Genomic DNA, 26,933 nt, shown 5'->3' with positions numbered 1-26,933 from the left:
ATTAAATGCCATCTGTACGATATTAACTGAATAGTATCATATAAATAGATAATTTACAAGCTGTCCCGCCATATATTATGTAATGAATGGCAGGAATTAAATATGAACTTGTATAATATAAATATGCGTTGCAAATTTGAGGAGGAATGTTTTATGAAATGTTATGAGCTTATTATTGATGGGAAAAAAATGCCGACAGCAGCTACAGAAAATGTATATGACAAGGCGACAGGAGAAGTTTTTGCGCAAATTTCTACTGCGGGAGAAAAAGAGGTAAAAATGGCTGTTGATGCCGCACAAGAAGCTTTTGAAACGGTAAAACTTGCGCCGTATCAGCGCTATGAAATTATAATGAAAGCTGCACATAATGTGATGCAGCGGCAGCATGAATTTGCTGAAATATTATCTAAAGAAGCTGGTAAGCCTATAAATGATGCTATGGGTGAAATCGCGCGGGCGTACCAGACACTTATTTTGTCTGCTGAAGAGGCAAAACGTTTGACAGGGGAAATGGTCCCTATTCAAGGGGCACCTGGCTGCGAAAAGCGTGTCGCATATACTAAACGGATGCCGCTTGGTGTTGTTTGTGCTATAACACCATTTAATTTTCCGGTGAATCTTGCCTGCCATAAAATTGGTCCGGCTATTGCTGCAGGAGATACTGTGATATATAAGCCAGCTTCAGCTACGCCATTAACAGCATATTTATTGTGTGAAGCCTTCGCTGACGCAGGACTTCCTGATGGGTTTTTAAATCTCATTATGGGGCGAGGCTCTTTGGTGGGAGATTTATTGGTAAAAGATGAAAGAATAAAAATGATTTCATTTACGGGAAGTGTACCAGTAGGGAAAAGTCTGCAAAAAGCTGCTGGGTTTAGAAGAGTAGCATTAGAACTGGGTTCAAATTCAGCTAATATAGTTCATGATGATATTGCATATGTGAAAAAAGTGGCCCAATTATGTGCTAAATATGCTTTTGTTAATGCGGGACAGGTTTGTATATCATGTCAGAGAGTATATGTGCAAAAAAATATTTATGACGAATTTTGTAAGGCCGCTGTAGAATACGCAGCGGGACTAAAGATAGGTAATCCACTTGCTACCAATACTGATATCGGGCCGATGATAGCAGAAAAAGAAGCTGTTCGCATTGAAAGCTGGATTAATGAAGCAGTCAGTGCTGGAGCAGAATTATTGGTCGGCGGCAAACGAAAAGGAGCCTTTTTTATGCCGACGATTTTAACAGGTACCAATAGTAAGATGAAGGTCATTTGTAAAGAAACATTTGCACCAGTGTTTTCAATAATGCCTTATGATAATATTGAAGATGCGATTGCAGCTGTAAATGATTCTAACTATGGTTTACAGGCAGGTGTATTTACTAGTTCGCTCGCTGTTGCACACTTATGTGCAGAAAAAATCGAAACAGGCGGAGTTATTATAAATGATGGGTCCACTTTCAGAATGGATAACATGCCTTATGGTGGGGTAAAAGACAGTGGGATTGGTAGAGAAGGTCCGGAATATGCTGTACGGGAATTAACCGAAGAAAAACTGGTAGTGTTTAATTTCAGCTAAGATAAGGACCGATTTTAATGTTTTTTACTGTACAGGTATAAATATTTTGTTGAATAAATGGCTGGCTATACTGTGTGAAGTAAAGAAAAATCACCGCAGGGGAATTATGCCCTGCGGTTTTTCAGGTTAAATTTTGTAATTTTTTTAAATTAATATTTACAGTAAATTGGGGGTTTTCTATCATTACTCCTGTTAAAGACATATAGTTTGATTGGAAAATGCCCTTTAATTCTAAATTAAAAGCAGCTATAGAACCAAATACAGATTCACCAGCAGCATATTTAGTTACAGTTATCGTTGCAAAAGCTTTTTGTCCATCGATTATATATCTGCCGATATAATAGTATAATGAACCACCGCCAGAAATAATATTATCATTGAGTGTGACGATGCCTGTTCCCAATTTTCCTACATTTGATAAAAATTCCACACCCCATAAAGATCGTTCTATTTGTATCATCTCCTTTAGTAAAAATATATTTACTATCTTCACATTGTGCTAGTTGATAAAATAATTCGCTTTACAAAAATGTTCAACAGATTATCCTTTTAAATATTATAATAACAGGTTAATAAATATAAAATGTGGCAAGTTTATGATATTTTTGTGATTTTTACTGAGAGTATAGTGTTTAGTTTTCCGGTAATTTCAGAACTTTCTCCAGAATAGCTACGGCATCCTGAATACAGCCGTCACATGAACGAAGTGGGTTTTTTGTAGTAATGCCGCGTAGTTCACGGCAGATAGTCGAACCATTTTTATGGCGAAAAATATTATTGATTTTTTTTACCAAGGGATAAGTAACTGCTTTTGAATAGGGAGGACCGTTTAAATTTCCGGTGCTTTTAAGTAAGCCTACGACGGCTGTGGCACCAGAAAGTGCGCCGCATGTCCCGTATGTATCAGCCATACCAGAGCCATAGCCTTCCAGTATTTTAAATAGTAACTTTTCATCTATGGCAAGCTGATCAGCAAAGGCACAAGCAGTGGCTTGGGCACAATTATATCCCTTGTGGTGAAGAATAGTAGCTTTTTCGAGTCTGTTCATGGTTTCCTCCAAAAAATTATTTGCTGTAGTTTTCTCCGCAAGTTGCCCGCGAAGAAAATAAAAATTCATTTTATGGCTGTTTTGGTGAATTAATTGTAAAATGAGATTTTTTTATATACTAGATATTGTAACATAATTTGCTGCAATTTAGCAGATAAAGGTTAGATCGGTATGAGAAATTTTTGGTCAATATTATACTTTTGTTTTTCTTGAAAAAAAACAATCAATTATTGACAATATATGCTATATACTATATCATATATTATATAATCATTCGTAAATAGAAAAATTACATTTGAAAATAAAGAAAAGGTGATATTATGGGTACTATTGCGGCGGTTATGGCAAATGCAGAGAATGAACTGGAATTATACAGAGCAATAAAATCGCTTTCAAAAGCAGCAGAATTAAGAAAGTTGCAGTTGAAGATTGAAATTCAAGAGGAAGTGATGACTTATAATAAATTGACGAAAGAGGATATTGCTAACAGCAAAATCATAATTATGACAGGCGATTCACCGATAAATGATATAGAACGATTCAAGGGAATGACCATTTTCCGTACAGTTACTAAGGCTATCGAGGAGGATGCAGCAGATATATTGAGCAGGGCAGCAGATATAAATAATAGTAATATACAATGCTTAAGTTAAAAATGTTCAAATAATTGGTAATGATTATTAATTTAAAAGGCTGCTTTCCTATTATTATAAAAATTCATAATAATAGGAAAGCAGCCTTTTTTAGGAAAACAATTAATTAAAAACTTTATTTAAAATAAATATAATGTAAAAATATATTATTGGTTTTGCATACGAAATATACGTATGTTATACTTGTAAAAGGAGGGGTTTTTATGAATGATAGACATGCGAGGATTCTTGATTTAGTAAATGAGTATAAAAAGATTGAAGTCAATCGTTTATCGGAAATGCTCAATGTATCTCAGGTTACTATTCGCAAGGATTTGGATATTTTAGCGGAGCGGGGACTTCTGGACAGGGAACATGGATATGCGTTGTGCCGCAAGGCAGATGATGTAAATAATAAATTGGCAGTACGATATGAGAGCAAAATGAAAATAGCAGTAAAAGCGGCAGAACTGGTTGCAGACGGGGAAACTATAATGATCGAGTCAGGGTCTAGCTGTACACTGCTTGCCGAACAAATAGCTGAAACGAAAAAAGATGTTACAATTATTACTAATTCAGCTTTTATTGCAGCGTATATAAGAGATAAGGGAAATGTAAGAATAATACTGCTTGGCGGAGAGTATCAAAAAGAAACTCAAGCTATGGTAGGGCCTCTGTTAAAAAAGTATGCCAGTGAATTTTTTGTTGATAAGTTGTTTATTGGAACAGATGGATTTATTCCTAAAGTTGGTTTTACCAGTGGTGAAATGATGCGGATGGAATCTGTGCATAATATGGCTGAATCAGCACGTCAGGTCATAATATTAACCGATTCCAGTAAATTTCAAAAACAAGGAGTCGTATTGCAGTTTAGATTTTCAGAAGTGGATAAAATTATTACTGATAATAAGATTACAGATGATATTAAAAAACTCTTAGAAAAAAATCATATTGATGTCACTATTGCTTATTAGGTAAAGAAAAAACCCTTAACCAAAGAAGTTAAGGGATAAGTAAGATAATAAGTCCTTGCGATTATTAATTTTAATTACATAAGTGTTTTTTGTCAATAAGTTTTGAAAAAGAAATTTTTGTTTTTTTCAAAACTTATTATTATTAAAAACAAAAAGGCTTTTCTTTTAAAAGAAAAGCCTTTTTTCTAGTGTGCCCGGCATGGGCGCAGTCTAACGGGTGAAAGTCCCGAGTGCAGGTTAATAGTGCCAAGCACATAGCTTAAGGCAAGGGTGTCCATCGCGAGGTGGAATCTAAAGGAAGCCAGCGGCAAATCTCTGGTCTGACGAACAGAAATCACATATAAGGCAGGAGTAACCGGGTAAGGTTGCTAGACAAACCAAAGCCCAAAACTATTCGAGGCCAATCCTGTAAATGTGGCAGATGGATGGAGAGAAAGACTGCGTTCTTACCCGGGGAGGTCTCGCGGACATGCAGAAATAAAATTGAAACATGGTTGAAATAAGATTTATCGTGAGAAGTCAGCTGAGGTCATAGTACTGGAAGAAATCCAGGAAGGACCGAACAATAATAGCGTTCTTGGGCAGAGGGAGGAGAAGTCATGCAAAGAAAGCAGAAAACCAATAAAATGGACTGCCCTTGTAAGGGTATGTTGGAAACAGATAGTAGCAAGGGAGCGCAGAGCATGACATCGCTGGGAACTGCAACAAAGAACCGTGTGAACCTGTTAGAAATAATCCTAAGTCCGGCAAATCTCAATGAAGCCTATCTCAGGGTAAAGCGAAAGAAAGGCGCAGCCGGAGTAGATGGCATGAAAGTTGACGAAATGTACGGATGGTTAAAAGAACATAAGGAAGAATTCCTTGAATCGCTAAAGAACGGGAAATATAAACCACAGCCGGTACGGCGGGTAGAAATACCTAAGCTAGACGGAGGGAAAAGAAAGCTTGGCATACCAACAGTACTGGACAGAGTAATACAACAAGCAATAATGCAGGTACTACAGCCAATTTTCGAACAGACATTCTCAGACAACAGTTATGGATTCAGACCGGGAAAGAGTGCGCACCTGGCCATAAAACAGGCGGAAGCCTATTATAAAGAAGGATACACTAAAATAGTGGACCTTGACCTTGCACAGTACTTTGACACGGTAAATCATGACATGCTCATAAACATGCTCCGAGAAGAAATACAGGATGAGCGCGCAATAGCACTCATCCGAAAATATTTAAAGAGCGGAGTAATGGAAGGCGGAATAATAAGCCCGACAATGGCAGGAACGCCGCAGGGAGGAAACCTGTCACCATTACTGTCTAACATCTATCTTACAAAATTTGACAAACTGCTAGAAAGCAGGGGACATAAATTTGTAAGATACGCCGATGACTGTAACATCTATGTAAAAACGCCAAGAGCGGCAAAACGTGTAATGGAGAGCTGTATAAACTATCTTGAAGGAAAACTGAAACTAAAAGTCAACCGGAAGAAAAGTAAAATAGGCAGCCCATTGCGGGAAAAGTTTTTAGGATTTTCTCTGCACAAAGTAGTAGGGAAAATAGGAATCAGGCCACACCAAAATGTAATCTGGAAATTCAAGCAAAAGGTGAAAGAAATAACCGGCCGCAGTCGCGGCCGGTCAATAGAAAGCATCTTGCTTGAATTAAAAAATTATACAATAGGCTGGCTTAATTACTTTTCCATAAGCGATATGCGCAGCAGAATACAAGATTTAAACCAGTGGATTAGGCGTAGATTGAGAATGTATCTGTGGAAACAGTGGAAGAAAATTTCCGCGAGATTTAAAAATCTGAATCGATTAGGATTGTACAAAGGCAAGGCGTGGGAGTATGCCAATACAAGACTGGGGTACTGGCGCATCGCAAACAGTCCAATATTAGGCAAAACACTAACAGATAAATATCTTGAGTCGCTTGGTTATATGAATATAGCCAAGAAATATGAGATGTTTCATTCACGTTAAATTATTGAACCGCCGTATACTGAACAGTAAGTACGGTGGTGTGAGAGGTCGGTCATTCAATTAATGAGTGACCTCCTACTCGATTACCGGTGGTGGAGCTTGTTCCCGTGCCAGATTACCAAACCGGGTAAATTCTTTTTGAAAGTATAGCTGAATTGTATCAACCGGACCATTACGGTGTTTGGCAATAATAACATCAGTAATATTTTTATTTTCGGTATCTGGATCATAGTAGTCTTCACGATATAAAAACATAACAATATCAGCATCTTGTTCGAGGGAACCAGATTCACGTAAATCGCTGAGCATAGGTTTTTTTACTTGGCGTGATTCAACACTGCGGCTTAACTGTGATAATGCGATTACTGGAACATTTAATTCACGGGCCAGTGCTTTTAAAGAGCGCGATATTTCGGAGATTTCCTGCTGGCGGTTATCACTTTTGCCGGCATTACGTCCTTGCATAAGTTGTAAATAGTCGATTATTATTAAGGATAAGCCCTTTTCTAATTTCAGACGGCGTGCTTTAGAACGTAGTTCCATAATGGTTATACCAGGAGTATCATCGATAAAAATGGGAGCTGATGATAACCGGTCGGCAGCACTGATCAGCCGTTGCCAGTCATCGTCCAGTAATCCTCCGGTACGCATGCGCTGTGAATCAATGGCACCTTCCGAACAAAGCATGCGCTGAACCAATTGTTCTTTGGACATTTCTAAGGAAAAAAAAGCAACTGATTCTTTTTTTCTGACAGCGGCATGGGTAGCAATATTCAATGTAAAAGCTGTTTTTCCCATACTTGGTCTGGCTGCGACAAGTATAAGATCGGAAGCTTGAAAACCAGAAGTTAATTTATCAAGGTCTTTGAATCCTGTGGAAAGACCAGTTATACCACCTTTAGCTTCATGCATTTGTTCGATTTTACTGAAGGTATCTAATAAAATTGTTTTTATGGGAATGAAATCTCCTACGGTGCGGTTAGTAGCTACATCCAGTATCATTTTTTCTGATTTATCAAGAACAGTATCAACATCTTCATCATCTTCGTAACCCATGGCGGCAATAGTTGTTGCTGTGTTTATCAAAGAACGCAGCTGAGATTTTTCTTTGACAATCTTTGCATGGTAAGAAATATTGGCTGCTGTTGGAATACTGTTAGCTAAAGCTGTTAAAAAAGTAATACCGCCTACTTTTTCCAATTGATTGGATTTGCGTAATTGTTCAGTGACGGTTATAAGGTCCACTGGCTCATTACGATTAAATATTTCCAGCATGGTTGCAAAAGTTATACGGTGGGCTTCACGATAAAAGTCGGTATCAAGTAAAACCTGGGCAGCTTCAGCAATAGCATCGCGTGAAATAAGCATAGCACCTAGTACGGATTGTTCGGCTTCAATGTTTTGCGGGGGAACTCGGTCGTTCAATGATTCTACCTCCTTTGTGCATGAATATTATTGTATGGGTGAGTCTTTAACAAGTAATTGCTGTAATGCTTCTTCGGCAGTTTCTATTGTAAATATTTTTAAACCTAAAAGATCTTTAGGAATATCTTTTTCATTTTCCTTAGGAATTATTAAACGTAATATGCCGGCTTGTCTTGCACCATATGCTTTTTCAAATACTCCGCCAACCGGACGTACATTGCCTTGAATTGAAATTTCACCAGTCACGGCGGTATCTTGGCGTATTTTTTCCCCGGTGATGGCAGAAAGTAATGCTGTCATTATAGCTGTTCCGGCAGATGGGCCATCGATATTTCCTCCGCCGATGACATTAATATGGATATCATAATCATGGATATCTTTTCCTGTTATTTTACGGACGACGGCCGCGGCATTAAAAACAGAATCTTTAGCCATACTGCCAGCTGTATCGTTGAATCGCACTGTGCCATGTCCCTTTTTTGATGCAGCAAAAGCAATTGCTTCGATTTCAATGACGGATCCAATAAATCCGGCAACACCAAGGCCAAATATTTTTCCTGTCTGAGGAATGTCAGAAGATTTTTTGATTATAAAGGGGGAAAGTCGGCTGACTTGGGCTACTTCATAAATATCAGCTAAAGTAATGGTTAAATTGCTGTCATCAGAAGATTTTTGCAAGGCAAGACTATAAGCATCAGCAAGAATGTTAATAGCTTTCCTGCCTTCAATAGTGTATTTACTTATCACTTGTGAAACATTGTCAGCTAAATTAACATTTAATTTTTTAGCGGCGTTTTTTACTATGGTTTCGATGTGTTTTGGTGTAAGCGGTTCAAAATAGATTTCGGCGCAGCGTGATCTTAGTGCCGGATTAATATGCATGGCATCCCGAGTAGTGGCTCCTATAAGAACAAAATCTGCTGGGGCTCCCTCATCAAATAATTTACGCACATACTTGGGAACAGCAGGATCAGATGGATCATAGTAAGCAGATTCAAAATAAGCACGTTTATCTTCCAGCACTTTTAATAATTTATTTTGCAGCATTTCATCCATTTCGCCTATTTCATCAATGAACAATATACCCCCATGAGCATCGGTTACAAGTCCGGGCTTTGGTTCTGGAATACCACTTTCGGCAAGATCACGCCGGGCTCCTTGATATATAGGGTCATGTACAGAGCCCATAAGAGGATTGGTCATGTCGCGGGGGTCCCAGCGCAGAGTAGTGCCATCTGTTTCAATAAATGGGGCATCTTTTTTAAAGGGAGAATGTTTTTCTTGACAGGCGGCGTTTAGTACGAGCCGTGCTGCTGTGGTTTTACCTACTCCTGGAGGTCCATATAAAATAAGGTGCTGTGGATAGGGAGATGATAGTTTTGCTTTTAAAGCATGTACAGCACGTTCCTGACCAATGATTTCATCAAGTGCTTGAGGACGCAGGAGTTCCATTACTGATTGTGTGAGGTTTATTTTTTCTAGCTTTTCCAGCTTTTCTAGTCTGGATTTCTCTTGTGGAGAATCTTCTTCTGGTTGTTCTTCTTTCAGTATCTGCATGCGTATGTCTTCTACATAATCCTGATGGTTTTCTTCAATTTTTTCGGTAATGCGTTTTTCAATTTTTTCTTCCATATTACGTCTAGCAATTATATCGGCAATTCTTTCAGTTATAGAAGTCAAAATAGAAGGTATTTCCTTGTCAGACGGAATGGCATCTAAAGTGGGATCTTCATAGACTATTTTTTGTAGTGCTAGAACTCGTTCATTATGGTTTTTGGATTGCAAGAGCTTAATAGCATCAAGTTTACCAGCTTTCAGGACAAGCTTTTCGGAGCCAATAATATCGACTAAAATATTATAAACAGCATCAACATCTTTTTCTAGGTGATTTAACAGCGGTTGTACCGCTGCTGAATTTGTATTATCCTTACTAGCAAAAATCATATTATTTTTGCCAGGAAAGTATTTTTGTAAAAAACTTTTTATTGACATATTAATTCCTTTACGAAAATATTATATAGTTTGCAATATGGTGATTAGCTTTATAATATACCATGCGCCATTAAGGAGCAATAAATAAATTTACTGTATGGCTGTATGTTTATTAGGTAGTAATTTTAAACAAAGCTATGGAAAAAAATAGTTTTAAGCAGATAAAAATATCCGCTTTCATCAATTGACAGCGGATATCTTGTAAGCGAGATTATCATTCGGCAATAATATGAACTGCTATTTTGGCGGTTATTTTAGGATGAATTTTTATAACGGCTTCGTAATCACCAATGCTTTTTATATCATTTTTTAAATCTATTTTTCGTTTGTCGATATCAATGTTAAAATCTTTTTTTAGGGCATCGGCAATATCTTTTCCTGTAACTGAACCAAATAATTTACCGCCCTCGCCCACGCGAACAATAATACTTACTTCAACTTTTTTTAGCTGCGCAGCCATTAAGCGGGCTTCATCGACTGCCTGTTGTTGTTTTCTTTGCTGGGAACCTTTTTTTGCTTTAGCAACATTTATATTATTATTGTTAGCTTCGATGGCAATATTTTTAGGTAAAAGAAAATTACGTGCGTAACCTTCTGAAACATCGACAATGTCTCCTTTTTTACCTACTTTTTTCAGATCCTGTCCGAGAATTACTTTCATTATTATCAGCCTCTCTTATTATATTTTTTGCCAATTCTACCGCTTTGTTCTTTATTTCCTCAAGGTTGCCATTTTTTATTTGTGCACCGGCGACATTTAAATGTCCGCCGCCGCCAAATGCTTCCATTAAGACTTGTACATTGAGCTCGCCTAACGATCTGGCACATATTCCCACTGTATTTGGTTCTAAATGAAAAAAAACTAAACTCATGCGCGCTTGATCAATACTTAAAAGGTAATCAGCTATTTGTGCTGAAAGGATTTGTATGTTTGACGCTTCGCTAGGGCATACGGCAGTTAATAGGCCACCTTCAAAGAATGTAGAGGTTGATATGGCTTTAGCTTTGACTAAATTAGTTGTATAATCTGTTCTGAATAACTGGTTGACTAACTGTGGATCTGCGCCATTACGGCGCAGATAGGCGACTGCATCAAAAGTACGGACGCCTGTTTGCACATTGAAATTTTTTGTATCCACAATAATACCGGCGTATAGCGCAGTGGCATCAATACGGGAAATAATGGGATCATCATTAAAGTACATCAGTAATTCTGTAACTAGTTCACTGGTTGAAGAAGAGGCTGGCTCGATGTAAATTAAAAGAGAATTTTCTATTACATGTTCTGAGCGGCGATGATGGTCTATTACGACGGTGTTTTTTATATAATCCAGCAGCTGTGGTCCGGCGACAAGATGTGGTATATGTGTATCAACAACAAACAATGAAGGATTAATGGCTGTCATATTCATTGCTTCATCTTCTGTAATGAACAAGCCGGTATATTCAGGGCTGTCTTTAACCAGCTCAGCAAATTTATCGATGCCTTCATTCATATCACTTAATATAATATGGACTTCCTTTTTCATGAATTTAGCCATAGCCGCAACACCGATAGCGGCACCAAGACTGTCGAAATCCTCGTTGTGATGCCCCATGACAAATACGATATCAGATTTATCAATGATTTCACTTATGGCATGGGCAACTACACGAGATTTTACGCGGGTATGTTTTTCTATAGCTTTGGTTTTTCCACCAAAAAATTTTACTTTGCCGTTTATATTAACTGCTACCTGATCACCACCGCGGCCCAATACTAGGTCAAGATTTGACTGGGCGAGCGCGCCAAGTTCTTCCATGGTCATTTTTTCACGTGCCTCAACCAGACTTATACTTAGAGTAATAGGGAATTTGTTGGGACCACGCATATTGCGTATTTTATCAAGTACATCAAATTTGTCAGTCATTGCCAATTCTAAAGTGTAATGTTCAAGCATAATGATGTACAGATCGTCATCAAGACGGCGGAGAAAAGCATTAAGTGATTGAGCCCATTTATCAAGAATGCTGTTGGCCTCAAATAATATAGATGTTCTTTGGGCATCGCTTAATCCTTGCATAGCATCATCATAATTATCTATTTGTATATAGCCAAACAACATCATATGGGCAGCAGTATAGCGCTTAAATTGCTCATGCTGCGTAACATCAACTATATAAAGAGCCATGAGTCCGTTTAAATCAGTATTTGTTGATACTGGCCGATATTTAAGCAGATAAAATCTATTGTTATTACTGAAAATTGTTTCACCTGTTTGTCCCCAGAAGGGCTCTAAATTAAGTTCGGGCCAGAATTCATGGATTACAGTACCAAGTTCAGGTTCTTTACCAAGCCACTTGACAAGTTCATTATTATGCCATTCTAAGCGGCTGTCATGATCAATAATAAGAATTACCTGAGGAAGCTGCTCTAAAGCCAGATTTGACAACTCATTGACATTTTTTATTACATTTTGATAATAATCAGATAGAGCTTTTTGTCTATCTTGATTGCGTTCACGTAAAAATAGCAGCAGGCATATGAGTAACAGTAATCCGGCAACAGCTAAATAGATATTATAGCACAAAAGAGTCAGCAGTAAGCCTGCAATAATAATCAACGTAATGCAAATGTCTATCCATGAAGATAATTTGCGCGGCATAATTACACTCCTTACTTAAATTACTAGTCCTTTTTAGAATTAGCAAAACGAGTTCTATAATCAAAAATCATATCAAATAAACCCGCATACATTATAATTTCCATAAAAGGAGTAAATATAACAAGGATAATTATCATAATTTTGGGGACAGTAGCAAGCTTAAAATGCTGCAGTCCGCAATATAAAAGAGATAAACCTTGCACACGACAAAACATAGAAGAAAAATAATTTAAATTAAACGAGATATTATATAATAAATTTATATGGCGTGTACTGCCCCAATACATACCTACGAGAGAAAAACCGAATAGAAATAAAAATATTATGGGCATACGCCATTCGGCAAAGGGGGGTAATCCGGGTAATTCAGTAGCATCAATTCTTTTTAAAAGACGATGTGTTAAGAGAAAGTTTATTAAAGTGATAAATATGGCAAATAAAATGATCCCGGCTGGTAGTGAAAGCATTATGAGCTTTACGATATTTTGTATTTGCTGTGTTTGTATTTGTATGTCAGCTGGTGATAATCCCATGGCCTGGTACATTTTAATAGATGTTTGAGTAGCTGTAGTTAATGTTGCTTCGAGACTGCTGAATATATTGATGTCCATTATCAGAGAACTGGCACTCAGCAGTATGCCAACAGAAATAATTGATGTTGCTGTTGCAATTAAAAGATTTTTTATAGGTGAAAAGTGGCGGAAACCAATACCAAGTGCTGGACTGGTAAAGGATGTTGTTATAAGAACGGACAGTGCAGGAAAAAAGCCAAATAAACTTCCCGTAATCAAGCTGGAAACAACAATAGAAATAAATCCCCAGCGTAGTCCATGGCGGAAAATATTTATGCTTATGGGAATAGGAAGAATATATAATAAGAAAAAAAACATCGGCAGTGCTGTTCCCGTTATAGCCATAATTACAGTTATTGCCGTAAGCATGGCGCCTTCGATAAGTGGTCGGGTAGAATTATTTACCATTAGTTGGTCCTCTCGGGTAAAATATAAAATATTTAAATCAAATAAAAATATGTATTCAAATATTTATTATAATATACTTTTTAAACTTATGCAAAACAATGTAATATGGGTGATTTTTATGTTAAATAAAAGTTAATTATATTACATATAACTTGACGTGATTTTAAGTGCATAGTATAATTCAATCTATCATGATGGTGATGGGGTTCGCCGTTAAATCTGCATTTTGCAGTGATGACTCCTGTTTTGGATGATGTTTTTTCAAAGCTGGAGTTTTTTTGTTGTTATTAAAAAAATAGCAGAATAAATTTTCATTAATAAATAAAAAGCAAAGGAATTTAATTATATGCTGACTAAAATTTCATGTGTAATGTTAGGCTGTGCTTTTGGTGGAGGTGCGAGATTTTATATTTCCACTATATTAGCACAAAAATACGGAACGCTGTTTCCCTATGGAACAATGACGGTAAATATTTTAGGCTGTTTTTTAATTGGCATGATATCAACTGTGTTAAATGAGAGGACGTTGGGGATTTCACCATATATAAGTCTGCTTTTAACAGTAGGTTTTTTAGGAGGATTAACTACATTTTCATCATTTAGTTATGATACGTTAACATTGGTAAGAATAGGAAATTTGACAGGTGCATTATTTAATGTGGCTGTTAATACAATAGGCGGTTTTTCAGCGGCGCTATTGGGGATATTCTTGATAAGATTCATTTAGATATAGCGAAGAAAATAGCGGAATAAATATTTATGGATACAGATAAAAATTATATTTTTTGTTAAAGTAAAAGGATATTGATTCAGTAATTAAAGAAAATAAATTATTTTATAAAAAACTTAAAAAAACGCAGTAAAAATAAGAGCTATAGACTATTTTTACTGCGTTTTTTTGTGTAAAACCTTCCATAATAAATAGTTTTTTTAGTTAAATATTTCACTATATTTACAATTTTTTACTAATTTGTTACAATTGCGGTGTAAGGAAAAATATGTCGCGAGCGATAAATTTATTAGTAAGTATCTATGATATTTACTAAAAACACCGTAAAGTTCCAGAGGGAATATAAGGTGTGTCTGGTAAATTTGCATAAGCAATTGAAACTGGACAGATACAATAAGGATAAGGCATTATCCTTTAGGGATAGAACAAGTATGATCTGTTTTTGGCAGACATGAGTTGTTGTTATTCCAGAATTACCCAGTTTTAATTATGGGGAATGATGCCAATTGATTCGCAGGTTAAAAAGATTAGCAGAAAAAGTTACATCTTTCATGGAGATGTTGGCTAAAAAAGCTGCTTATTCATCAGGTAAAATAAAAATTATTTTATTGGGGAGAAACAAAGATGAAAATACTGGTGTGTATAAAGCAAGTTCCAGGTACGAATAAAGTTGAAGTAGATGAGAAAACAGGTGTATTGAAAAGAAATGGTACTGACAGCAAAATGAATCCGTATGATCTTTATGCGTTGGAAACAGGGCTGCGGATAAAAGAAAAATATGGTGGAACAGTTAGCGTAATTACCATGGGTCCGCCACAAGCTAAAGCGGTCATTTATGAAGCATTTTCTATGGGTGCAGATAAGGGCGCATTAATAACAGATCGTAAATTTGGCGGAGCTGATGTTTTGGCAACTAGCCGGACGCTGTCGCAGGGAATAAAAAAATTTGGTAAATTTGATATTATTTTGTGTGGTTTGCAGACAACTGATGGAGATACGGCGCAGGTAGGACCAGAAACAGCAGAATTACTGAATATTCCGAGTATTTGCAATGTAAAAAAAATAGAAAAAGTAGCAGATGATAATATAATCGTTGATATGGATATGCCACAGGATATTGAAAGAGTAAAAGTATATTTTCCTTGTTTGCTGACAGTACAAAAAGACATTTATCAGCCAAGACTACCTTCCTATCGGAGAAAGAAACAAACAGAAAAAAATGATATAGATATTTTTACCTTTAGTGATATGGAAGAACAAGATGAAAATAAATATGGTTTATCTGGTTCGCCTACACATGTACAGCGTATCTTTCCTCCAGTTAGTGATAAAGTACAGGAACACTGGACGGGAACATCGGAAGAATTATCAGTAAAAATATATGAAACATTAAAAAATAAGAAATTTATTGCAGGGTAAAGAGGTATAAAATTATGGCTAAACTTGTTATACATCAAGAAAAAATAGAAGATGCCAAACAGTTTATAAAAATATGTCCTTTTAATGCTATGCAGGAAAAAGATGGAGAAGTTGTTATTACGGCAGCCTGCCGCATGTGTCGTTTATGTGAAAAAAAAGGACCAAAGGGTGTTGTAGAATACGTTGAAGATCAGGTGCAACCAGCGATAGATAAGAGTAAATGGCGCGGCATCACAGTCTATGTAGATCATGTTGATGGGGTGATTCACCCTGTAACATATGAATTACTTGGTAAGGCGCGTGAATTGGCAGCTAAGATTAAACAGCCTGTATATGCGCTGTTTATAGGTTATAATATCGAGCATGCAGCTGATGAACTATTGCATTATGGTGCTGACAAAGTATATGTATGTGATAAAAAACAATTGGAATTTTTTAAAATTGAATCGTATACTAGTGTGTTTGAACAATTTATTAATTCAGTAAAACCAGCAGCTATTCTAGTAGGAGCAACTCCTGTAGGACGTCAGCTGGCACCGCGTGTGGCTGCTCGATTTAATACGGGGCTTACGGCGGATTGTACGATACTTGATATAAAAGAAAGTACAGATTTAGTACAAATAAGACCGGCTTTTGGCGGTAATATTATGGCAGAAATAATGACACCTAACACACGTCCTCAAATGGCCACAGTGCGCTATAAGGTAATGGATGCACCTGAACGTGTTGACAATGCATGGGGCAAAATAGAAAAACTGGATGTTGATGATAAGAAACTATCCAGTCATATAGAAGTTTTGGGAGTGACAAAAAAACCCAAGGAAAAGACTATTGATAATGCAGATGTCCTTGTAGTTGCTGGCAGAGGGATAAAGAAAAAAGATGATATAAAAATGTTGGAAGAATTGGCAAATCTTTTAGGCGGTGAAGTTGCGTCAACACGTCCCTTGGTAGAAATTGGCTGGATGGATCCGAAACGTCAGGTAGGTTTAAGCGGTCGTACTGTGAGACCAAAACTTATAATAACATGCGGTGTATCAGGAGCAATTCAATTTGTTGCCGGGATGAATCATGCAGAAAATATTTTTGCGATAAATATTGATCCTAAAGCATCAATATTTAAAACAGCAAACTATGCTATAACCGGTGATATATACGAAGTTGTGCCAGAACTTATAAATAAAATAAAAATGGGGGGGACTATATTATGAAACCCTATAAGAAGATAGATGAAAATGATTTAAAAAATATAGCAGAATTTGTCAGTAGAGATCGTATTTTATGGAAAGATGAAGTAAATGAGGAATACAGTCATGACGAATTGAGCGCCGGACAGTATTATCCTGATATTGTAGTCAAGGCAGTATCTACTGAAGAAATATCAAAGCTGCTTAAATATGCTAATACAAATAATATCCCAGTTACACCGCGTGGTGCAGGTACGGGACTTGTTGGGGCAGCAGTTGCGGTAGAACAAGGTATAATGCTTGACACGACCTTGATGAATCATTTTTTAGAATTGGATGATCAGAATCTTACGCTTACAGTTGAACCAGGTGTGCTTTTGATGGAACTAGCTGATTATGTTGAAAAAAAAGGATATCTATATGCACCGGATCCAGGTGAAAAATCGGCGACAATAGGCGGTAATATAAGTACCAACGCAGGTGGTATGCGTGCTGTTAAATTTGGTGTTACACGTGATTTTGTTAGAGGATTGGAAGTAGTTCTGGCAGATGGAACGGTTATGACTTTGGGAGGAAAGACTGTTAAGGACAGCTCAGGCTATGACCTTAAAGATATGGTTATAGGATCAGAAGGTACTCTGGCCGTAATTACAAAGGCCATTTTAAAGTTATTGCCTCTGCCGAAAAAAAATGTTAGTTTACTGGTTCCCTTTCCTACATTGGCACAGGCTATTGGTGCTGTTCCCCCAATAATAAAATCTAAAGCTGTACCAACTGCTATTGAATTTATGGAACGCGAAGTAATTATGGATGCTGAAGAATATTTAGGCCGTAAATTCCCAGATAATCAGGCTGATGCATATTTACTGCTTAAATTTGACGGCAATACTATGGAAGAGATAGCATCGTATTATGATAAGGTAGCACAGATTTGTCTTGATGAAGGCGCTATAGATTTATTAATAGCGGATACAGATGAGAGAGCTGAAGCAATATGGAAGGCTCGTGGAGCATTCCTTGAAGCAATAAAAAGTTCTACAACAATGATGGACGAAGTTGATGTTGTTGTTCCGCGTAGTTTGGTTAATACTTTCGTTGAATATATTCATGAATTGCAGAATGAAATGGGCATAAGAATAAAATGTTTTGGACATGCTGGTGATGGTAATCTGCATGCATATATTTTGAAAGATGAATTATCTGATGAGCAATGGCAGAAAGTATTAAATATGACTATGGAAAAATTATATACAAAAGCTCGTGCATTAAAGGGTAATGTATCTGGAGAACATGGAATCGGCTATGCAAAAAAAGCATATTTAAAAGAATCTATGAACAGTAAGGCAGTTGACCTTATGCAAGGCATAAAGAAGGTTTTTGATCCTCAGAATATATTAAATCCACATAAAGTTTGTCAAGACTGATATAAATAAAATAGCAAGAGACTGTTGTATGTAAGTATTTTTATTCATAAATATGCAAAATGCGATTACCCTTATCATTCCTTAAAAAAAGGAATGATAAGGGTAATCGTTGCATTTATAATGGCAATGTTATTTATGTAGCAGTCTCCTGTTATTCTACAGGAAATCTTTTAAATACTTGGTTAGCATTAGTTTAAACTAACCTTGATTGTTGTTTGTGAGTAGTTCCAATTTTCCTGTATCTGGGTCTATAATAAAACCGTGTACTATAATATTACCTGGCAGATAAGGGGAGTTTTTTATATTATTAACAGAATCAATTACATTTTGTTGTGGCTGCTGAAAATTATCAGCCCAGTTTTTTAATAGGGGGATAATTTTTTTTATAAAAGCAGGAGTTATATGGGCGATTTTCATTTTTTCGGATAAACTAGAAGAAGTTGTCTTTTCCATGCCGCAGTGGCAGTGGCCAACAACCAGAATTTCCTTTACACCAAGCTCATAAACGCATACCATAAGACTTTTTATAACATCGTTTAAACCACCGCTTACCACATTGCCGGCAGTTTTGATCATTTTTACGTCACCACGTGATATTCCCATAGCAGGCTCCAAAAAATTAACAAGACGTGTATCCATACAGGTGACGATAGCAACATGCCATTTGGGTAGTTTGTCAAAGGGAATAGGGTTATTATTTTTTATAAATTTATCATTTGCAGACATAACTTTTTTTATGATATCCATTATTTTATACCCCTTTATTAATGTTTTTGCGATAGATGATTTTTTATAAAGTCAGAAAATTTATTCATATTGCCCTTAGAAAATCCAGCTTTTTCGACTATAAATGCACCTCTATTTTGAGTGAAAAACAAGTAAAAATATTTATCCTGTTCGACAATTTTTTGTATAGTATCATAGGAAATTTTTTCTCGCTTTTTTTCTGTTTCAACAAACATATTATGTTCGTAAAAATGCAGTTTTAAAAATTTGCCATTACGTTTTAAGAGAATAAACGTACTTGCGAAACTAGAGATAAAATACATTATAATCATTGCACCGATAAACATTAATACACGTTCTATAGAATGGCTGTTTTTGTATTCTAATAAGCTTATGATTACTAAAATAATAATGTACAGCCATATTTGTCGATGCAGATTAATATAATTGACAAAATCGTGGCAAAGCTTTTTAGTGAAATGAGTTTCCGTAATAAATTTTTCATTCATTAAGTATCAAATCCTGACTATAAAAAATAAGAGTTATTGTTAGAATGTTAGTTTATTTTTTAGAAAAACAGAAAAATTTAGGGCAGTTCCTACTGTAAATGAGTTTTTGTCTATGGTATAAATTATAGAGTTTCCTGTTTCTGTAGTTGTGAGAAAAAAATATTTTTTGTTTTCCCTAATTTTTTTTAAATTATGGTAAGAAACTTTAGTTATTTTGTGCGAGTTGTTTATGATCATATAGTCATCGTTGAATATAATTTGTATTATAGGATTGGTTTTTTTGTGGATTTTTCTGCCTATTAAGTATGGTGCAGATATTATTATTATTGTCAGGGCAATTCCAGGGATAAAACCGATGGCTGTGCGAAAGGCGTCATAAAGAGGGTATCCATCAAGAATATATCCAGGGAAGGTCAAAATAAGCAGCAGACCGATAAATAGGAATAATATAAATATCGGATTATGCCATATCATATATTTTGCCGTATCAATGCAGAGAGTCTGAGTTAAGGTGGTTTTGGAAGCAAAGTGAGTTGTATTCATGATTTTTTGTTAAAAAACGACATTGCTGTATTTATGCAATGCCGTTTTTTATTATCCTTAAAATATATTTTTTGCACATACGATGGTCTGGTTACGGTTTGGACCGACGGAAACAAAACCAATTTTTACTTCAGCTATTTCGGAGAGTCGTTTTAAATATGTTTTTGCCTGTTCTGGGAGGTCCTCATATTTTCTGATATTTGTAGTATCCGAATTCCAGCCCTTGAATGTTTCATATACAGGTGTCACTTTGCCAAAAATACGTAAATTAGCAGGCATTTCATCAATTATTTTATCATTATATTTGTAAGCAACACACATTTTTATTTCATCAAAGTGATCCAATATATCAAGACGGGTTATTGCAAGATAGTCTAAACTGCCTAAATAACCAGCATATTTAACCACACAGCCATCAAGCCAGCCAGTACGACGTGGTCTGCCAGTAACAGTGCCAAATTCATGGCCTACATTTCGTATTTGGTTGCCTATATCATTTAGCTGTTCAGTAGGAAAAGGACCTTCACCAACACGGGTACAATATGCTTTTACTACACCTACAGTAGTATCTATGTTTCTTGGGCCGATTCCTGCTCCGACGCATACGCCGCCAGCAATCGGGTGAGAAGCAGTGACATAGGGATATGTACCATAGTCAATGTCAAGCATAGTAGCTTGAGCTCCTTCAAAAAGGATCTTTTTATTATTTTTGATGGCCTTATTGAGATAAGATGGTGTATCAATTACAAATGGACGAAGTTTTTCAGCATAAACGGAATATTCTTCTAGAATTTTCTTATAGTTTAAAGGTGGTTGGTTATAGAGTACTTCAAGTTCGTGGTTTTTTATATCAAGTATGGTTTTTAATTTATCAGCAAATAGTTCATTGTCAATTAAATCACACATTCTAATGCCAATACGACGGTCACGATCCATATAGCATGGACCAATACCGCGTTTAGTTGTACCAATTTTTGAATTACCACGATTGTCTTCTTCTAGCCCATCCATCAGGCGGTGATAAGGCATAACAACCTGAGCACGGTTAGAGATAAGATAATCGGCAGTTTCAATCCCTTCTTTTTTTAATGAAGCTATTTCATTTAATAAAACTTCTGGATCAAAAACTACACCATCACCGATAACGCATTTTTTCCCTTTATATAAAATGCCAGAAGGCATAAGGCGCAGTTTAAATTCCTTGCCATCGACACTTACGGTGTGCCCGGCGTTACTACCACCTTGATAGCGGACTACTATATCTGATTGTTCAGCAAGATAATCAACTATTTTACCTTTTCCCTCATCGCCCCATTGGGTTCCTGTAACAACAACTGTTGACATGTAGTATCCTTCTTTCTATGACAGTCGGAGCTGTCAATGCTTTTATTTTATAATTATGTTTAGATGCCAAAACGACTTAGTATCATATCAACATGGCGTAAAAACCATTTATAATCGAAGCAGTTGTCAATTTCTTCTTTGGATAAATACTTGGTAATATCAGGGTCTTTTTCTATATTTGTACGGAAGTCTTCGCCTGCCATCCAGCGTTTCATAGCGTTTCGCTGTACCCATTTATAAGCATCTTCACGTAATACCCCTTTATTTACGATAGTAAGCATGATACGCTGACTATAAATGAGACCACCGGTTTTGTTCATATTAGCCATCATCGCATCAGGGTAAATAAGCAGTTTATCAACAATATTAGTGAATTTACGTAAGCAATAATCTACTGTTATTGTGCTATCTGGTAAAATTACTCGTTCAACAGAAGAATGAGAAATATCACGTTCGTGCCAAAGTGTAATATCTTCCATAGATGCCAAAGCATTGCCACGGACAATGCGGGCGAGTCCCGAAATTCTTTCACAGGTTATAGGATTACGTTTGTGCGGCATAGCTGAGGAACCTTTTTGACCTGGACTAAAATATTCTTCTGCTTCGCGAATATCAGTTCTTTGCCAATTACGTATTTCAGTGGCAAATCTTTCCAGAGAGCTGGCAGTGATAGCGAGCATTGTCATATATTCAGCATGACGATCACGCTGAACAACTTGGGTAGCAAGGGGAACAGGAGTAAGTCCCAACTTTTTGCAGACAATTTCCTCAATGCGCGGGTCAATGTTGGAGTACGTTCCGACTGCACCGGATAATTTGCCGACAGCTATATTTTTACGGGCATTTTCAATACGCTTTAAGTCACGACCTAGTTCTGAATACCACAGGGCAAATTTTAGACCAAGTGTCATTGGTTCTGCGTGGATACCATGTGTACGGCCGATGCACGGTGTATGCCGATGTTCATCAGCACGGCGTAGTAAAACTTGACGTAATTTTTTGATATCTTCGATAATTATATCAGCTGATTTTTTCATCATAATACCAAGTGCTGTATCTTTTACATCACTTGAAGTGAGACCTTTATGAATATATTTAGAATCATCACCGACATATTCAGCAACATTAGTCAGAAAAGCAATAATGTCATGATTAGTAACTTTTTCAATTTCCTTGACGCGGGGCAGATCAAACTTTGCTTTAGCACGAATATTTTTGGCAGCTTCTTTGGGAATCTGTCCAAGTTCAGCCATGGCTTCACATGCAGCTATTTCTACATCAAGCATGACTTGGAATTCATGTTGTAATGTCCATATATTACCCATTTCAGGATTTGTATAACGTTCAATCATCTGGTGGTGTCCTCCTAAGACAAAAAAATATACGGGGGCTCATTTACCCCCGTATATAATAGCATTGACAAGCTGTCATGTCAATTTAAAACTGAGTTCATAATTTATGTGTAAAAAGCAAAAAAATATTTATAAATGGTGCCTCAGAGCGGAATCGAACCACTGACACGGGGATTTTCAGTCCCCTGCTCTACCGACTGAGCTACCGAGGCATAATGATAAAAAAATAACATGGAAATCCATGTTATTGTAAACAAAATGGCGACCCGAATGGGATTTGAACCCATGACCTCCGCCGTGACAGGGCGGCATTCTAACCAACTAAACTACCGGGCCGAAATATGGTGGGCGATAACAGGATCGAACTGCTGACATCTTGCTTGTAAGGCAAGCGCTCTCCCAGCTGAGCTAATCGCCCATACTATGGTGACGCCTATGGGATTCGAACCCATGAACCCGCCGTGAAAGGGCGGTGTCTTAACCGCTTGACGAAGGCGCCATATCAATTGACAGCGTGACAAATATTTATCAGTCACGAGCAATAAATATTCTATCATAGTTAAATATAATATGCAAGACTTTTTTATAATAAAATCAATTTTTTCCAATTGCCTGATTCCCGCGTACAGGAACACTAGCATTATTTCCTTGTGATGGTGTACTATCTGCGCCAGAAGGTTCTTTAAATTCATTTGAAGTTTTATGGAGAGAATTTTTATCAAGTGATTTTTTGTTATCGATAGAACTGTTTTTATTGATATATTTTTTTGTGTTGTGGGAAGTATCTTCTATGTGGCCTATTTCATTATTTTTTCTAGGAAGTTCTTTGGCTGTTGCCGGGATAGAAGTTTTGTATTCTAAAGCTGTGTTTTCCATAGAGGAAAGCATGGCAGGGGTCATATTTATATCGAGAGTATCTGCTAAAGCATAGCGCAATTTTTTGATATCAGGTATCCAATAACTTATTCCATTAATGTACATAGGAGTACCAGGAATCATGGCTGTTTTTAAACCATTGTTTTGTGCTTCCTTTAGTGAACCTAGGAAAGCTAATAACTGTCGTATGGACATGTCTGTTTTTACGGCATGGAATACTTCTGCTACTATTGCTGGAATACGGGGAATAATTGCAGGCGATAAAACTTTATCCATTACAGCCTTCATAAATTTTTGCTGTCTTTTTATCCGTCCTATATCTCCTTCTGAATCACGATAACGTACATATTCAATAGCAGTTTTTCCATCCATATGTTGCATTCCTGGTTGGAAGTTAATGTGAAGACCGCCGTTATCATCCCAGGGATCATTATAGTACATACGTTTTTCTACATCGATATCAACGCCACCGATATCATCAATGATTTTTTCAAAAGCTTCCATATTTATTACAACGTAATGATCCATGGGAACACCTAAGAATTGTTCCACTGTATCACGAGTCAAATTATGTCCGCCATAAGCATAAGCGGCATTTATTTTATCCCAGCCATGATTTTTGATTTTAACACGTGTATCACGGGGAATTGATAAAAGGGCTGCCTGATTTTTCTTTGGGTCGATTGTGGCTACCATCAGGGTATCACTTCTGCCAACATCATCATGACGGGAATCTACCCCCATTATCATGACAGTAGCTTTGTCAGCAGCAACGAGCATACCTTTTTCTTTGTCAGTCTTATGGTCCGTATTGAGAAAACCAGCAAATATTGCACCACAGCCGGCAGCTACTAAGAATACTAATAATAAAATTATTATCGGCAGATATGTTTTTTTCTTTTTTTGCATGTTTAATACTCCAATATCCATAATTTTACCAGAACACTTATATACAATTGTCTTTTATTATAAATTCTGTTTTAATTTAACGCAATGTTTTTATGTAGTAAAATTTAATTGAAAGGATAAATTTCTCTTTTAGTAAAAAACTATTTGGTACAAAGAAAATATGACATAAATATTTTTGTGATATATATGATATATACTAAATTGACATGCTTTTTTGGCCAATGGTATAATTGTTAACATATTATTATATATTATTAAATTGAAAATATTATTTTAGGGAGAATGGTTTTATGTCAAAAAAAGTTTTTCCAGTATCACAACAGCAGCTTGAAAAAATTATAGAGAAATATCCGACGCCTTTTCATATATATGATGAAAAAGCTATTCGCCTGAATATGCGACGTCTATTTAAAGCTTTTGCATGGGCTCCGGGATTTCGCGAATATTATGCAGTTAAGGCTTTGCCGAATCCGCGTATTTTACAAATTCTTCGGGAAGAAGGGGCTGGGGCTGATTGTAGTTCACTGCCGGAATTGATCCTTTCAGAAAAAGCAGGAATAACAGGAGAGCGTATAATGCTTACATCAAATGATACACCGGCAGATGAATTTCAAAAGGCAATTGAGTTAGGAGCTATAATAAATCTTGATGATATTTCTCATATTGAATATTTAGAACAAAATGCTGGTCTGCCCAAGATAATGTCGTTTCGTTACAATCCTGGCTCAATAGTTGGAGGAAATGACATAATTGGGAAACCAGAAGAAGCCAAATATGGATTGACGCGTAAACAATTATTTAAAGCTTATAAAATTATGCAGCAAAAGGGTGTTGGACGTTTTGGCCTTCATACAATGGTTATATCCAATGAACTTAATGACAATGCATTTGTTGCTACAGCCAAAATGATGTTTAAACTTGCGGTAGACTTGAAAAATCAGCTGGGAATATCGCTGGAATTTATTAATTTGGGCGGAGGCATTGGCATTCCCTATCGTCCAGAAGAACATGAAGTTAACCTTGAGGCTGTGGGACAGGGGATCGAAAGAGTATATAAAGAAATATTGGTGCCGGCTGGTTTGGATAGTACAGAAATAGCTTTTGAATCCGGCAGGGCAATAACTGGACCTTATGGCTATCTGGTAGCAACTGTTCTGCATGAAAAGAAAACATATAAGGATTATATAGGGCTAGATGCTTCAATGGCTAATTTAATGCGTCCCGGAATGTATGGAGCTTACCATCATATTGTGGTAGTAGGGAAGGAAGATAAACCTTGCACGAAAATTTATGATATAACAGGTTCATTATGTGAAAACTGTGATAAATTTGCTATTAATCGCAATTTGCCAGAAATACAGATTGGTGACAGAGTAGTGATTTTTGATACAGGAGCACATGGACATTCTATGGGCTTTAATTATAATGGGAAACTACGCAGTGCTGAATTACTGTTGCGGGAAGATGGAGAAGTAGAGCTTATACGCCGTGCAGAAACGATGACGGATTATTTTGCAACATTGACTGGATTTTCAGGGAGTATAATGTAGGTGATAAAATATGAAAGTGGCAGCTAGTGATTTTGACTGTACATTGTTTTTTCCGCCAAAACATTTTCCCTCTAAAGCGGGGATTGCTAAAAGCGACATAGAGGCAATTACCAAATGGCAGAAAGCTGGACATAGGTTTGGTATTGTAACTGGTAGAAATTACCAAATGCTGTTAAAAGATACAGATAGTTATGATTTACAATTAGATTTTGCAGTTTGTCTGACAGGTGCAGTAGTTTATGGTAAAAACAGCAATATAGTAGAACAAAATCCTATTGATAATATTATCAGCAGGAATATTATGTTACTGCCAATTTTTCAGCAGAGCAGGCATATTGCCTGCTTTACGCCTTATGCTACTTATGTATGTATTCAATCTGAAACATCATGGTTTAGTGTTATACGTGACTTGGCACAGTTTATTACGCAGATAGATTTTTTTACGGCAGAATGTTTGAAAGGAATATGCCAAATAAGTTTGCAATATGATAGTGCTGCAGAAGCAGCGATAGCAGCAAAACAGATAAATAATTTAAATGCAGGTGTGATGGCATATTGTAATGTGACTGCTGTTGATATTGTGAGGGATAATATCAATAAATCGGCTGGATTGGAGACTGTTTTAACGGTAAATAACTGGCAAAAAAATAAAATATTAACAATTGGGGACGGGATCAATGATTTGCCAATGATTAAAAAATTTGCTGGATTTACAGTTAATACTGCAGATGAAGCGATAAAAAGATATGCAGTTAAAACATATGATAATATTGCGGATATGTTGAATGACAATTTTTAAGCTAGAGAATTTGATAAAGAAAATTTTTTTGAATATAAAAAAACCATCAGTATTTATGCTGATGGTTAATTTTTACTTTTTATTGGTCGGAGCAGCAGGATTCGAACCTGCGACCCCCTGGTCCCAAGCCAGGTGCTCTACCAAACTGAGCCATGCCCCGAACGAATGATATTATACAATGAAAAAGGATAGTAAGTCAAGTCTTTTGTTGAAATTAAAATGGAAAAAAATTTGCATGACAGGAAATGTTAAGCTAAATAGCGAATTATAAGGTATAGAAAAGACGGTAAAAATTTTATAATGGTGGT

Annotated in this window: 24 protein-coding genes, 5 tRNA genes and 1 riboswitch; of the genes, 11 read left to right on the top strand and 18 right to left on the bottom strand. The window is 36.5% G+C overall.

From position 1 onward, the window contains the following. Positions 1 to 153 precede the first annotated feature (153 nt). The gene (locus I6760_RS04895; RefSeq protein ID WP_196593342.1) at positions 154 to 1,578 is read left to right on the top strand and encodes an aldehyde dehydrogenase family protein; all 1,425 of its coding nucleotides are present in this window, start codon (positions 154 to 156) and stop codon (positions 1,576 to 1,578) included. Between the two features lie 121 nt (positions 1,579 to 1,699). Here I6760_RS04895 and I6760_RS04890 read toward each other — a convergent pair whose 3' ends face one another. After that, complete coding sequence (locus tag I6760_RS04890) at positions 1,700 to 2,038, bottom strand: GrlR family regulatory protein (RefSeq protein ID WP_196593341.1); 339 nt, start codon at positions 2,036 to 2,038, stop codon at positions 1,700 to 1,702. A 172-nt stretch (positions 2,039 to 2,210) separates the two neighbouring features. Beyond that, positions 2,211 to 2,627 carry a C-GCAxxG-C-C family protein gene (locus I6760_RS04885; RefSeq protein WP_196593340.1) on the bottom strand — a complete coding sequence of 139 codons (417 nt, stop codon included), beginning with the start codon at positions 2,625 to 2,627 and terminating at the stop codon, positions 2,211 to 2,213. Positions 2,628 to 2,947: 320 nt separating this feature from the next. Here I6760_RS04885 and I6760_RS04880 point away from each other — a divergent pair, with 320 nt between their 5' ends. From I6760_RS04880 to ltrA, 3 genes are all read left to right on the top strand, one after another. Next, on the top strand, positions 2,948 to 3,280 hold the full coding sequence (locus tag I6760_RS04880) for a PTS sugar transporter subunit IIB (protein WP_196593339.1): 333 nt from the start codon (positions 2,948 to 2,950) through the stop codon (positions 3,278 to 3,280). Positions 3,281 to 3,483: 203 nt separating this feature from the next. Beyond that, positions 3,484 to 4,233, top strand: a complete 750-nt coding sequence (locus tag I6760_RS04875) for a DeoR/GlpR family DNA-binding transcription regulator (protein WP_196593338.1) — start codon at positions 3,484 to 3,486, stop codon at positions 4,231 to 4,233. 599 nt (positions 4,234 to 4,832) lie between these two features. Next, positions 4,833 to 6,215, top strand: a complete 1,383-nt coding sequence (ltrA, locus tag I6760_RS04870) for a group II intron reverse transcriptase/maturase (protein ID WP_231036083.1) — start codon at positions 4,833 to 4,835, stop codon at positions 6,213 to 6,215. 75 nt (positions 6,216 to 6,290) lie between these two features. On the opposite strand, the gene dnaB is transcribed toward ltrA, so the two are convergent. The 5 genes from dnaB to I6760_RS04845 form a co-directional block, all read right to left on the bottom strand. Continuing rightward, positions 6,291 to 7,640 (bottom strand): replicative DNA helicase, encoded by a 1,350-nt coding sequence (gene dnaB / locus I6760_RS04865; protein ID WP_196593337.1) that lies wholly within the window; start codon positions 7,638 to 7,640, stop codon positions 6,291 to 6,293. A gap of 27 nt (positions 7,641 to 7,667) precedes the next feature. Continuing rightward, positions 7,668 to 9,584, bottom strand: coding sequence for a Lon family ATP-dependent protease (gene lonC, locus I6760_RS04860; protein WP_196594776.1), 1,917 nt, complete (start codon positions 9,582 to 9,584; stop codon positions 7,668 to 7,670). A 262-nt stretch (positions 9,585 to 9,846) separates the two neighbouring features. Continuing rightward, the gene (rplI, locus tag I6760_RS04855; RefSeq protein WP_196593336.1) at positions 9,847 to 10,293 is read right to left on the bottom strand and encodes a 50S ribosomal protein L9; all 447 of its coding nucleotides are present in this window, start codon (positions 10,291 to 10,293) and stop codon (positions 9,847 to 9,849) included. Continuing rightward, positions 10,253 to 12,277: a DHH family phosphoesterase gene (locus I6760_RS04850; RefSeq protein WP_196593335.1), complete on the bottom strand. Its 2,025-nt coding sequence runs from the start codon at positions 12,275 to 12,277 to the stop codon at positions 10,253 to 10,255. Before I6760_RS04850 ends, rplI begins: the two co-directional genes overlap by 41 nt. Positions 12,278 to 12,300: 23 nt before the next feature. Continuing rightward, entirely contained in the window at positions 12,301 to 13,257 is a 957-nt protein-coding gene (locus I6760_RS04845) for a YybS family protein (protein ID WP_196593334.1), read from the bottom strand. A 187-nt stretch (positions 13,258 to 13,444) separates the two neighbouring features. Further along, a riboswitch (Fluoride riboswitch) is annotated at positions 13,445 to 13,508 on the top strand. A gap of 95 nt (positions 13,509 to 13,603) precedes the next feature. On the opposite strand from I6760_RS04845, the gene crcB reads away from it, so the two are divergent. The 5 genes from crcB to I6760_RS04820 all read left to right on the top strand — a co-directional run bounded on the left by crcB (position 13,604) and on the right by I6760_RS04820 (position 18,017). Next, positions 13,604 to 13,984: a fluoride efflux transporter CrcB gene (crcB, locus tag I6760_RS04840; RefSeq protein ID WP_231036096.1), complete on the top strand. Its 381-nt coding sequence runs from the start codon at positions 13,604 to 13,606 to the stop codon at positions 13,982 to 13,984. 509 nt (positions 13,985 to 14,493) lie between these two features. After that, positions 14,494 to 14,655 (top strand): hypothetical protein, encoded by a 162-nt coding sequence (locus tag I6760_RS04835; protein ID WP_196593333.1) that lies wholly within the window; start codon positions 14,494 to 14,496, stop codon positions 14,653 to 14,655. Continuing rightward, positions 14,612 to 15,406, top strand: coding sequence for an electron transfer flavoprotein subunit beta/FixA family protein (locus I6760_RS04830; protein WP_196593332.1), 795 nt, complete (start codon positions 14,612 to 14,614; stop codon positions 15,404 to 15,406). The genes I6760_RS04835 and I6760_RS04830 overlap by 44 nt, the downstream gene beginning before the upstream one ends. Before the next feature lie 14 nt (positions 15,407 to 15,420). Continuing rightward, positions 15,421 to 16,617 (top strand): electron transfer flavoprotein subunit alpha, encoded by a 1,197-nt coding sequence (locus I6760_RS04825; RefSeq protein WP_196593331.1) that lies wholly within the window; start codon positions 15,421 to 15,423, stop codon positions 16,615 to 16,617. Then, complete coding sequence (locus I6760_RS04820) at positions 16,614 to 18,017, top strand: FAD-binding oxidoreductase (RefSeq protein WP_196593330.1); 1,404 nt, start codon at positions 16,614 to 16,616, stop codon at positions 18,015 to 18,017. The genes I6760_RS04825 and I6760_RS04820 overlap by 4 nt, the downstream gene beginning before the upstream one ends. A gap of 198 nt (positions 18,018 to 18,215) precedes the next feature. Here the strand turns inward: I6760_RS04820 and I6760_RS04815 are convergent, their stop codons facing one another. The 10 genes from I6760_RS04815 to I6760_RS04770 form a co-directional block, all read right to left on the bottom strand. Beyond that, positions 18,216 to 18,764, bottom strand: a complete 549-nt coding sequence (locus I6760_RS04815; protein ID WP_196593329.1) for a beta-class carbonic anhydrase — start codon at positions 18,762 to 18,764, stop codon at positions 18,216 to 18,218. A gap of 17 nt (positions 18,765 to 18,781) precedes the next feature. Beyond that, positions 18,782 to 19,252, bottom strand: a complete 471-nt coding sequence (locus I6760_RS04810) for a YcxB family protein (protein ID WP_196593328.1) — start codon at positions 19,250 to 19,252, stop codon at positions 18,782 to 18,784. Between the two features lie 39 nt (positions 19,253 to 19,291). Then, positions 19,292 to 19,726, bottom strand: a complete 435-nt coding sequence (locus I6760_RS04805) for a YcxB family protein (protein WP_196593327.1) — start codon at positions 19,724 to 19,726, stop codon at positions 19,292 to 19,294. Positions 19,727 to 19,852: 126 nt separating this feature from the next. Next, positions 19,853 to 21,139, bottom strand: coding sequence for an adenylosuccinate synthase (locus tag I6760_RS04800; protein WP_196593326.1), 1,287 nt, complete (start codon positions 21,137 to 21,139; stop codon positions 19,853 to 19,855). A gap of 59 nt (positions 21,140 to 21,198) precedes the next feature. Next, entirely contained in the window at positions 21,199 to 22,491 is a 1,293-nt protein-coding gene (gene purB / locus I6760_RS04795) for an adenylosuccinate lyase (protein ID WP_196593325.1), read from the bottom strand. A gap of 136 nt (positions 22,492 to 22,627) precedes the next feature. Beyond that, positions 22,628 to 22,703: transfer RNA gene (locus tag I6760_RS04790), tRNA-Phe, on the bottom strand. A 47-nt stretch (positions 22,704 to 22,750) separates the two neighbouring features. Then, positions 22,751 to 22,827 (bottom strand) — tRNA-Asp (locus I6760_RS04785). Positions 22,828 to 22,833: 6 nt separating this feature from the next. Then, positions 22,834 to 22,909, bottom strand: a tRNA-Val gene (locus I6760_RS04780). Positions 22,910 to 22,915: 6 nt separating this feature from the next. Beyond that, a tRNA-Glu gene (locus tag I6760_RS04775) sits at positions 22,916 to 22,990 on the bottom strand. Positions 22,991 to 23,085: 95 nt separating this feature from the next. Next, the gene (locus I6760_RS04770; RefSeq protein WP_196593324.1) at positions 23,086 to 24,297 is read right to left on the bottom strand and encodes an LCP family protein; all 1,212 of its coding nucleotides are present in this window, start codon (positions 24,295 to 24,297) and stop codon (positions 23,086 to 23,088) included. A 269-nt stretch (positions 24,298 to 24,566) separates the two neighbouring features. On the opposite strand from I6760_RS04770, the gene I6760_RS04765 reads away from it, so the two are divergent. Both I6760_RS04765 and I6760_RS04760 read left to right on the top strand, forming a co-directional pair. Beyond that, positions 24,567 to 25,826, top strand: coding sequence for a diaminopimelate decarboxylase family protein (locus tag I6760_RS04765; RefSeq protein ID WP_196593323.1), 1,260 nt, complete (start codon positions 24,567 to 24,569; stop codon positions 25,824 to 25,826). 10 nt (positions 25,827 to 25,836) lie between these two features. After that, entirely contained in the window at positions 25,837 to 26,625 is a 789-nt protein-coding gene (locus tag I6760_RS04760) for an HAD-IIB family hydrolase (RefSeq protein WP_196593322.1), read from the top strand. Between the two features lie 83 nt (positions 26,626 to 26,708). Here I6760_RS04760 and I6760_RS04755 read toward each other — a convergent pair. Beyond that, positions 26,709 to 26,785, bottom strand: a tRNA-Pro gene (locus tag I6760_RS04755). Positions 26,786 to 26,933 lie beyond the last annotated feature (148 nt).

The organism is Pectinatus sottacetonis (genome assembly GCF_015732155.1).
Lineage (GTDB): Bacteria > Bacillota > Negativicutes > Selenomonadales > Selenomonadaceae > Pectinatus > Pectinatus sottacetonis.
The sequence above is the reverse complement of the archived record's forward strand: the minus strand, read 5'-3'. Positions and strand labels throughout refer to the sequence as shown.